Below are 11,588 nucleotides of genomic sequence, written 5' to 3'. Positions count from 1 at the left end.
TTAAAGGTCCACTGAAATGCCTGCGGTAAATGAACGCGTATAAGGATACTGACCGGATGAAACACCCTGTTCCAGGGAATTGCCTCCGTAGTTGTTCACCTCCGGGTCACCTAATGAAAATTTGCTGAGCAGCCATAAATTTGTACCAGTCACGTATACATTTATACGTTTAAATATTCGACTGGCTCCCTTCGTTGCCGTTGGTACCTGGTACGATAATGTGAGGGATCGTAGCCTTAAGAAGGAGCCATCCTCTATCCATAAATTGCTTACCGGATTCCAGATATTCGATGAGGTACCCGCCCTTGGAATATCAGATGATTCATTCACCCCTTCGATCCATCTGTTTTTCACTTTTGTCGAGAGGTTTTCATCCCCTCGTCCAAAAATTGCGGAGGAGTTTGCGGCGTTGAAAATCTCGTTGCCAACGGAAAACTGAAAAAAGAAGTCGAGGCTTAGTCCTTTGTACTTCAGCAGGTTCCTGAATCCGCCATAGAAATCCGGTTGTGGATTGCCAATGGTTACTTTGTCGGAATTGTCGATAACACCGTTGCCATCTACGTCCTTGTAACGAGGGCCGCCCAGAAATGCTTTGCCTTTCATCCCGTCAGCCTCGATTTCCTGAGCCGATTTGTAGGTTCCCAAATAGGTAACCCCAACAAATGACGGAGAAACTTCACCCGGAATAAGCCGGATCCCTGCTCCGGAAACACCGCTGCTTGTCAGGTCGGATGGCGGCGTTCGGAGATCAATAAAGTCCACGCCTCCCAGGTCCGATACTTTGTTCCGGTTTCCAGATACAGTCAATGTGCTCTCCCAGGAGAAATCGGGCTTCCTGATATTGACGGTGTTGATGGAAAGTTCCAGACCCTTGTTTTGTAACGAGCCGATATTCTGCAATCGGGTGCTGCCGACGGTGCCCGGTACTTTTCTCTCCAGCAAAAGATTTTTTGTTCTCTTTTGATAATAGTCTGCTTCTATTGTCACCCGCCGATTGAACAGCCCCAGTTCCAGACCGATGTCGAGCTGTCTCGTTGTTTCCCATGTCAGGTTACTGCTGGGAAGATCGCCGATGACGACGCCATTTTGAAGCTTTTCATTAAAATAGGTGTTGGTTCGGCCAAAGGTCGTAATGGAATTGTAAGGCCTCACACCCTGTTCGCCCACAAGCCCGTAGCTGGACCGGAGTTTCATGCTCGAAATCACACTTGAATTTTGTATGACAGGTTCCTGGTCAATATTCCAGGCTGCGCCAACGGACGGAAAGAAGGCATGCTTGTTCCCTTTTTCGAAAACGGAGGAACCGTCCCGGCGGCCTACAAGCGTAAGAAGGTATTTACTTTTATAAGCATAATCTATGCGTGACAAAAGCGACGCGAATGTCCGTTGGACGAAATTTGAATTGATTTGGAAGGTTGCGGGGTCAGAGCCAAATGAAATATTGTTGAAACCTACGGCGTCATTTATAAAGCCTCCTGCGCTCATGGAAGTGGTTTCAACTACATATTTTTGCCAGGTCGCACCACCTAAAACCGTGAGGGAATGATCGCCGAACTGACGCCTGTATGTGATCGTGTTTTCGTTCAGGAGGTTGTTGTACTGGTCTTGGGCGACATTGGCCTGGCCACCCAGGTTGGATACGACTCTTTCGGGCAACTGACCGGGGAGATATTGATTACTCCGGTTATAGGTTAAATCAATACCAAAGGATGACCTCACTGTCAGATCTGTTAAAGGCTCATATTCCAGGTTGAAGTTTCCCATAAGTTTGGTTTCCCGACTGTAATCCTGGCGCAAATGGACGTCAGCCACCGGGTTTCGTTCTGTCCGTGAGCTTTCGGGATTGATACCATTGTATGATCCGTCGGGATTGTAGATCGCCCGGATCGGCAGAGCGCGAAAAAGCGCGGAGTAAAAGTCGACCTTGTTGTTTTCGGTACGGACATTCGATAGGTTCATCCGCAGACTCGTTCTGATCTTTTCCGATATTTTAAAATCCAGATTAGACCTCATCAGGTATCTCTGCAGACCGGAATTGTCAATCACACCCTGTTGACTGAATCTGTTGAAAGACACATAGTATTTAACCTTGTCAGCTTTACCATCAAGCGAAAGGTCAGCGTTGCTTATTGATCCCGTTCTAGAAATGGCGTCGATCCAGTCCGTATTCGGATAATTGCCGCCGGCAGGAAACGGAACCGGCCTGCCAGGGTCTGTTGCGCCGAACCCGTTTGGCCCCGGTACAAACTGAGATTCTTCATTTTTATAGTCGAGGTAATCCTGGCCACGAAGCGGTTTGACGTTATTAACCAGCGTTTGTACCGTAGAGTAGTAATTCAGGCCAATATGCAATCCTTCGGATTTACCGCTTTTCGTCGTTACGATGACGACACCTGCCGCTCCGCGGGTACCGTATATGGATAATGCGGTGGCGTCTTTCAGGACTTGAATGGACTCCACATCATTCATATTAAGGCTATTCAAATTAAATCCTTCTCCAGCGATAAAGCCATCTATTACAAAAAGCGGGTTGTTATTTCCATTAATCGAGCTGGATCCCCGGATTCTGATCGTAGCAGGAGCTCCTGGGGCACCATTATTAGAAGTGATTTGCACCCCAGCCGCCCTTCCTTGCAATGCCTGGTCCAGTCGCGCGACTGGCTGATGCTTCAATTGCTCGGAACCTATCGTTGCCACGGACGACACCAGATTCTTCTTCGAAGCAGATCCATATCCGATAACAACCACATCTTTTAACGTAGTGGTGTTCTTCTTTAATTGAACCGTAAGTTCCGAACCTGACGTGGCAGAGATCTCCGCGGTTTCATATCCGATATAGGACACCACGAGCACGGCCTTTACATCAGCGATTATGATGGTGAAATTACCGTTCGCATCTGTCAGTGTGCCATTGGTAGTTCCTTTCTCAAGAATGCTGGCTCCCGGAAGTACCTGGCCCTGATCGTCTTTCACTACGCCCTTTAACTGATTTTCAACAACCGGGTTTTCAGGCATCGATAATGCCTTGTTCCCGGGTTTTTTTCCTGAAAATCCTCCGGCAAATGACAAATTGGATGGCGCGCTTAAGAGCAGACAGCAAAACAGGATACAGCCTCTGACAAGGCTCCTGTGTTGACTTGACGAGTGGGGAATGTAGCGTTGGAACATATGTTTGGGGGTTTGGTTTCATTCGTAACTGAATCGTTTCACGGGTCGTGTGCATACAGCGGATACGTCACCAAACGGCAGCCTTGCATGAGGCATGGGTGCGAGCCGTGGCCGGCAAGCGAAGTTGTTGCCTGATGATTTTGTTATACCTAAGTGACGAAGCTGTCCTGTCAGACCAGCGCACGCATGACGTCTAGGCACATCATTTTAGACTTTCCAAAATGAATACAAAGTGCTTGATTTTCGCAGGGCTGATTGAACTGTAAATCTTCTCAAAAATACCGGAGAGCTACCCGGATAAGTAGAAGAGATGTTTCATAAAACGTAGCGGAATGCTCCAAATAGCGTGTCCTGACTGGCAGGTAGTTAATGGCGGGCTTTGTCTGCCTTGGATGCATAGTCTTTCGGCGTTACCCCATACTTTTGCTTGAAGCATTTCCGGAAATAGCCCAGATCCTGAAAACCCACTTCGTCGCATATTTCATTGACGTTGAGGTTGTTTTGTTCCAGGAGTTTTGCTGCGACCGATAGTCGGAAATCACGGATAAATTCAATAGGGCTTTTTCCTGAAACAGCTTTGACTTTTCTGTATAAATGCACGCGGCTTAAACCAAGATCGTGTCCTGCCTTGCTGATGGATAGTTCCGGATCTGCTATGTTCAGTCGAAGATAGTCGGAAAACCTTTGCAGAAAACGGTGATCCGAAGAGCCGGAATTCACCTGATTGTCTTTTAGTAAGACCTCTTTTCGGGAATGTTCCCTGAGCTTTTCTTTGGAAGAGATCAGGTTGCTGATCTTATGTCGCAGCAGGTCCAGGTTGAAAGGTTTCGAAATGAAATCATCTGCTCCAACACGATAGCTGTCAATTTCTGTCGTGGCCGTACCCTTTTCAGTGAGCAGTAAAACAGGAATGTGGCACGTTCGCTTATCGGATTTGACAATTTTTGCCAGTTCAAGGCCCGACATTCTTGGCATAAGAATATCTGAAATGATGATGGAAGGAAGTGCGTTCGCAATCGAGATCAATGCCTCTTCTCCGTTGCCCGCCGTGACGACGCTAAAATCTCCTTTAAATTTATCCTCTAAAAAGCTTCTTAATTCAAGGTTGTCCTCGACGATTAACAGTGAGTAGTTGCCGGAGGGAAGCGCTTCATTCCGGCCGGACCACTTTTTATTCACTTCGCCGGTAGCCCTTGGAACGATTCCCGCCCTGTCATCCCTGGAATAACTGCCATCTACGGGAATGCCAATCAAAAACTCGGCGTAATGACCATACTCGCTTTTTGCTTTCAGGTAACCCTGGTGCAATTCAACAAGATCTTTGGCGATCGATAATCCTATCCCGGTGCTGTAATGGTTATGGTTTTGATTGTCGGTCTGGTAAAAACGGTTGAATATATTTTTTAAATCGGTCTCGGCTATTCCCATCCCTGAGTTCTTGATACTTACCTCAACATATTGCAATGACTGGCTATGCTCGTGCGCTACCGATGCGAGCTGAACGGTGACCGAAATTTCCCCTCCATCGGGCGTGTATTTGAATGCATTTGAAAGGATATTGTAGAGAACTTTCTCAATTTTCTCTTTGTCTATCAACAGCTTTTGTTCAGTAATCTCGCTGTGTATACTGAAATGGATACGCCTCGATACGGCAAGGTCCTGGAAAGAACCCATAATGTCCCTGACGAACGGTGTGATGGCACATTTAATCACATTCAGGGGCGTGTTTTCATTCTCGATCTTCCGGAAATACATCAGCTGATTGATCAGGCGAAGCATGAAACCCGAATTGCGTTTGATGGAGATGAGCCCTTTCTGCAGTTCGGCGTCACGGGTCTTTCGGATCATGTCGTCCAGCGGAGAATGAATTAAGGTCAATGGAGTCCGGAAGTCATGTGATATGTTGGTGAAGAAATCCAGCTTCATCTGGGTAAGCTTCTCTATCTGCTTTTTTTCCAGTTTTTCCAGTTCCAGTTTGTTCTCCAGTTGGAGATTGACCATCAGATATTTTCGCACTACCCAAAAAAGCAAGACACCCAGGCAGGCATAGGCGAGGTAAGCCCAGGTGGTCTTCCACGGGGGAGGAAGCTTGTTGATCTTCAGCGTTTTTATGTTACCACTCCACAACCCGTTGCCGTTTGCGACGCGGACTTTGAAAATATAGGACCCGGCATCCAGATTGGTGTATGTGGCGGAAGTGACAGGACCGGTAAAGTTCCATTCACGATCGAAACCCTCGAGTATATACGCATAGCGGTTAGTGCCGGTATTGGGGTAACTGAAGGCGCCGTACTCAATTGTAAAAACATTCTGATCATGCGAGAGTTCGATGCTTGTGGTTTTGTCCAGAGAAGCCTTCAGAAGTTGGGTCTCGTCACCGGGCAGAATTGATTTGCTGAACACTTTCAGGTTGTGAAAAACCAGTTTAGGCTCAATCCGGTTTTCAGTAATCTTTTGGGGGTGAAACATCAGCAATCCTTTCAAACCGCCGATGAAGATGAGTCCGCTTGAATGCCTGAGCAACGAGTTTTCATTCAATTCATCGATCGGAATACTGTTGCCCGGCGTATAATTCCTGAATGTGCCGGATACCTGATCATATCTTGAAATGCCGGCCGGGGTTGTGATCCAGAGGTTGTTTCGGTGATCCTCCTGAATGCCATATACGATTTCATTCAGCAAGCCGTCTTTTTGCGAGAGTTTCTTGAAAGTGCCTTTTTCCCGGTTCATCAGGTTGAGTCCGCCTCCGTAAGTGCCGATCCATAGATTCTTGTTCAGATCTTCCCTGATACTGTAAACCGCATTACTGCTTAAACTGGCCTTGTGATTGGGAATGTGGGTATAACTGATTATGGTTCCGTTTGAGTATCTGATCAGCCCGTGAGTTTTTGTTCCAATCCACAAGTTGTTCATGGTATCCTCAAACAAACAGGCAATACTGGGTTCCTCGTGCGTGGGATCGTTGTTCAGGTTGACATCGCTCAAAAGTCTGGTTTTGGGATCATATTTATTAAGGCCCGCATCTGTCCCAATCCAGACGTTTCCCCACTGATCTTCCCGGAGCGCCAGCACTGTATTATCGCGAATAGCACCGGGCCCCTCGGTACTCGTAAACCTTGTCAGTTTTCGTGAATGATGATCGAGTAAAAAAAGGCCGTTTAAATAAGTGCCCACCCAAAGATTGCCTTTTGAATCGACTAACAAGGATTTGATGGTATATAAATTGAGGGTTTTACCGTTAAAAGAACTGATTGTTTCAACCTTCTGACTTTTTTTGTCATAATAAAAAAGGCCGCCTCCTTCGGATCCAATCCACACATTTCCGCTTTTGTCTTCCGCCATGCTCCCTATCGCATAGTTGCTCAGGCTGTTGTCATTGGAGGGACTGGCGCCAACAAGCAGGAACGATGACGAGGCGGGGTTGACAATGTTAATCCCGCCAAAATAAGTGCCAATCCACAGAAAACCATTTTTATCATACAAAAGTGACCGGATCGAGTTATCGCTCAGGCTCCTGGAATTCCAGTTCTCCTTTTCGTAAACCTGAAATTTTCTCCTGCTGATATCCAGGTAGTTCAAACCCTTGTAAGTCGCAATCCAGAGGTTACCGGAATGATCGAAGGCAAGAGACCGTATGAAATCGTTTGACAGACTGTTTTGATCGTTTGGCTGGTGTTTAACATGCCGTATTGATCCGTTGAGACTGATCACATTCAGGCCATTGGATGTTCCCACCCAGATAGCACCCGTGCGGTCCTCGGCGATGGAGGTGATGAAACTACTTGAAATGGTACTGGTGTCGGCCGGATCGTGCCCGTAACCCGTAAACCGATTGATAGCGGGCTCGTACCGATACAGTCCGCCGAAGCGGGTGCCTATCCAGATGTTATGAGCTTTGTCTTCAAAAAGCGAATAGATATGATTGTCGCTCAGAACTTGCGCCCCATTGTTGTCAAGGAAAAATTTAATGAACCGATTGGAATTTCGCTTCTTAAGATTGAGGCCGTTCTCCGTCCCAACCCAAATGTCGCCGTTCGATGCACATAGTACAGAAAGAACCCGGTTATTTGAAATCGCATCAGGGTTATTCAGATCACTTGAGTATGTTTTAAAGATGCCCGTCGATTGATCAAAGGAGTTCAATCCCCCTTCCGTACCGATCCACAACAGGCCATTAGCGTCTTCATCCATAGAACGGATGAAATTATTGCTTATCGAATTTGCCTTCCCGTTGGATCGAAACACTTTGAAGGCCAAGCCGTCATACCGGTTCAGGCCGTCTCTGGTCCCAAACCACAAATAGCCGTGGCTGTCGCGGAAAATGGATAGCACACTGACCTGTGAAAGCCCGTGTTTGACAGACAATTTATCGAAAGAGATGCCAGCCGTCGGAATCTGAGCACCTGCCGTAACAGAGCAAATTGCCAGAACGATGACAGCCTGCAGCCGAGCCATATGTTTCCAAGTTTTCGCCATGTGCGGATTCAGGTTTTCGCAGCCTAAAAGACGATAATTTATGTCAAACACACATCAGTATTTAACGGTGGTTGGGCAGAATGTTTCAACAGACATTTATTCATGTATCAAAAGGCCTCTTCCGAAGCCGGGTAATGCACGGTTATGTGACGACAACGGGCATTATTTGTAACATGAATCGATGCAGGTGACAATGTCCGGAATTAGTTTTGTCCAAAGGGTAGGTTCGCTACTCAAAACGGACGCTCTTCCGCTCAATCTGTTTCCAACACTCCAGATCTTTTCTCAATGAAAATCAGCATACAATTTGCTTTGATTTGTGCCGGTTTCTCCCTTTTGCTTGCTTGTAAAGGGAAAGACAAAATTGCTAATGTTAGACCGAACATCCTGATGATCATGTCCGATAATCAGTCATGGAACCATGTGGGTTGTTATGGGGATAGTACAGTACGGACTCCGAATATGGACCGGATGGCGAGGCAGGGTGTAAGGTTCAGCAATGCGTTCTGCAGCGCTCCATCCTGTACGCCATCAAGGGCTGCCATGCTGGCGGGGCAGGACACATGGAGGCTAAGAGAAGCCGGTAACCTGTGGGGCATCATGCCTACACAATATAAAGTCTATCCGGATCTGTTGGAGGCATCCGGGTATCAGGTTGGCTTTCAGGGGAAGGGCTGGGGACCGGGTAGTTTCCAGGCTAATGGCCGGAAAAGAAACCCTGCCGGAAATCCTTACAGTACTTTCGGCGAGTTTTTAGACCAGAAGGAAAAAGACCAACCCTGGTGCTATTGGATCAGCAGCCATGAACCGCACCGGCCCTATGTGGTTGGGTCGGGGCAAAAGGCGGGCATTAATCCCGGTAAAGTAACAGTGCCAGGCTATTTGCCGGATCACGCGGATGTAAGAAAAGACATTGCAGACTATTATGCGGCCGTTGAAGATTTTGACCGTCAGCTCGGAAGCGCTTTGGATGAGTTGAAGAGGAGTGGTGAAATAGCGAATACCGTTATCGTGGTGTGCAGCGATAACGGCTGGCAAATGCCCCGGGGTTTAGCGAATTTGTATGATTTCGGCACACACGTCCCACTGATCATTTCCTGGCCCGGCAAATTCAGGCAAAATGTGGTGGCCGATCAGCTGGTTTCTTTGAGTGACCTGGCTCCGACTTTTTTGGAATTGGGAAAAGTGGAGGTGCCTGCTGATATGACGGGTAAGAGCTTGCTGTCCATCGTCGGAAAAGAGTCGGGTAATGCCTTTCAGCGTGATTATGTCGTGCTTGGCCGCGAGCGTCATGCTTTTGTAAGAAAACATGGTCTGGGCTATCCCGGAAGAGCCATTCGGACGAAGGATTTTCTTTATATCCGCAATTATGAACCCGGCAGATGGCCGGCCGGCGATCCGCCCCTTTTTGGAGATATCGACCCGTATATGCTCAACTATCCCGGGCCAACTAAATTTTACATGATCGCGAATAAAAGCAACCCTCAAATAAAGCCTTTTTTTGAGTTGGGAATGGGAAGGCGTCCGGCGGAAGAGCTTTTTGATTTAAGAAAGGACCCTTATCAAATGCATAATGTCGCCTCCGATCGCACATATGGAGCGATCAAGCAAAAACTGGCCGGGAAAATGCAGGGCTACCTGGTAAGAACACAAGACCCGCGGGCGATCGGAGGCGACGTTAAAATCTGGGATACCGCCGATTACTTCAGTGAGATCGACAAAACGCCGCGCCCGAGTAAAGAAGCGGTACGGATTTTTAAGTTGGATTCGGTGTACAACTATCTGGACTAGTGCACTCTAGGGTACTGGGCCTTCCAATCTTTTGCATTGACTTTTTTGCCCTCCTGTATATCACTGTCCGGAAATAACTGCCGGACAGGCAGAACACCCAAATTGACCAGCAACGAACGTATTTTCAAATGCACACTCATTCTGTCATGCCCATTTTGTCCGGTTCCAGCCAATAATTTTTCCAATTTGTGGGTGTAAGCCAGCAGTTGAGGTTTATATTCAGGAAGCAAAGTGAGGTTTTCCAGCGCGGAATAGGCAAAATTGTCGTTTTCGCTAAACTTGTTGAACAGGAATGCAAGGGCCTGATCATCCTTGCTGACGCGAAATATCCCTTCCGCCGCAGTGATGGCAACGGGCGCTGAATGGTCTGCCATAGCCTGCCGGAGCGCTTCGGGTATGGTTTTAAGATCATTCTTCGAAGCTAACGTTACATAACCAACCGCTCCCCAGTAGCGTAGTTCAGGATGGTTGCTTTTTAGCAAAGAAGTGAAATAGGAAGTGTCCCTTAACGCTGGCATACTGGCTTTTTCTGCTGCCGTATACATTTCTGATAACGGAAATCGGTTATTTCGGACCCATTGATATAACCCGCCCGGTTTTTCCTTCCGAATATCCCGGTAGAAAAAGCCCAGATCCTGCGATTCTCTGATATGTGCAGCAACGGCGCCGCGTAACTCCCGCAACTTGGTAGCGTGCTCGGCATTGCCGGCCAGGTTATGCAGCTCGTCCGGGTCATTTTGCAGGTCAAACAACATTTCTGGTTCTTTAGCCTGGAACTGCCGCAGCCAATCCGGATTGGTGCATTTGCCGGAGAGGACGTATTCGTCCCAGGCAATGTTTGACGGCATTCCTGACTGGTACAGGTTGCGAAGCGCGAATGGCTTGTAGGGGTGGTAATTCCTGATGTATTTGTATCGGCCGTCGGATGCAGTCCGGCAAGGGTCGTAATGGTAGTTCTCCTGATTGGATCTGAAACAAAACTGATATGCCTTTTTCTCAGTTGAACGACTACCTAGGAACGGCCTTCCCTGCATGAAATCGGGAATTTTGATGCCGGCGAGTTCAAACACAGTGGGTGCAAAATCTTCAAATCCTACCAGGTTGTTATTGATACTGCCCTCCTTCACATGAAACTTCTTCTGCCATTTGGGGGGCATGTAAACGATCAGCGGCACTTTGAGTCCTGATTCATAGGGATATCCTTTGCCGCGCGGCAGACAGCCCCCGTGATCACTGAAGAAAAATATGATCGTATTTTCGTCAAGATGCCGTTGTCTCAGATCTTCCAGGATCGTTTTAAGCCATTCGTCTATTTCGATATACGATTCCAGATGAACGGCATAGTCTGACCTGACCTCCGGAAGGTCGGGGACATATTTGGGTAAAATCAATTTATCCGGCGAGATCCCCATGCCCCTGTACCTGCCACGCCCCTCCGTGGTGACTGTTCTGACCCTGCTCATGTGGCTTGCGGTAGCATTGAAAACGGCGAAAAACGGCTGATTTTTCCCTCGCTTATCGCTATTGTAGCTGGCGTTGGCACCGCTTTCGTTCCACAGTGGCTGGTCATCTGTCAATGTATTGTAGTCCGTCTTTTTGTTGTTTGTGCAATAGTAGCCGTTAGCCCGTAGTACAGTTGGGTAGAAAATGTTGCCGGGAGTCTCGTATTTTTCCCGGTGAATATCCATTCCGTAAGTAGTGGCAAAGGATCCGGTAATGAGCGTCGAACGTGAGGGGGAGCAGTGTGGAGCTGTTGAATAGGCATTCGTAAACAGCGTTCCTTTTTTGGACAGACTGTCTACTGTTGGGGTTAGAAATGTTTTATTTCCGTAACAGCTAAATCCGTAAGGACTTGCATCCTCAAATGTTACCCACAAAAAATTGGGCTTTTCAGGATCGGTGGGTCGTTCGTTCCCTTTTAATGGCCCGCAGAGAGAGCAGATAAACAATACTGTCAGCAAGTAAGATATGTTTGTAGTGAATAGTCTCATAGTAATTTGGATGGTTGAAAATAAACTTCGACAGCACACGGCACCGGCAAGATAGCGCAAGGGCATAGTGGTCGCGCAGATGAGATGTTTCATTAATGCAAGGCCCAGGCTACATTTTAAGTTTGCGGTGGCATTGGTAACAATCAACAGTGTTTTTTGGAC

General features: G+C 47.5%; 4 protein-coding genes. 1 reads left to right on the top strand and 3 read right to left on the bottom strand.

Annotated elements, in window-relative coordinates:
• Nucleotides 1-3,168, bottom strand: coding sequence for a SusC/RagA family TonB-linked outer membrane protein (locus BP71_RS10455; protein WP_496378824.1), 3,168 nt, complete (start codon nt 3,166-3,168; stop codon nt 1-3).
• A 366-nt stretch (nt 3,169-3,534) separates the two neighbouring features.
• The gene (locus tag BP71_RS10450) at nt 3,535-7,623 is read right to left on the bottom strand and encodes a two-component regulator propeller domain-containing protein (RefSeq protein WP_496378822.1); all 4,089 of its coding nucleotides are present in this window, start codon (nt 7,621-7,623) and stop codon (nt 3,535-3,537) included.
• A gap of 309 nt (nt 7,624-7,932) precedes the next feature.
• On the opposite strand from BP71_RS10450, the gene BP71_RS10445 reads away from it, so the two are divergent.
• Entirely contained in the window at nt 7,933-9,435 is a 1,503-nt protein-coding gene (locus BP71_RS10445) for a sulfatase family protein (RefSeq protein WP_496378820.1), read from the top strand.
• Here the strand turns inward: BP71_RS10445 and BP71_RS10440 are convergent.
• Nucleotides 9,432-11,426 (bottom strand): sulfatase family protein, encoded by a 1,995-nt coding sequence (locus tag BP71_RS10440; protein WP_496378818.1) that lies wholly within the window; start codon nt 11,424-11,426, stop codon nt 9,432-9,434. The two genes, BP71_RS10445 and BP71_RS10440, sit on opposite strands and share 4 nt — an antisense overlap.
• Between the last annotated feature and the right edge of the window lie 162 nt (nt 11,427-11,588).

It is taken from the genome of Dyadobacter ginsengisoli DSM 21015, assembly GCF_059568735.1.
Note: the sequence above shows the minus strand (reverse complement) of the source record. Positions and strands in the feature narration are given on the sequence as shown.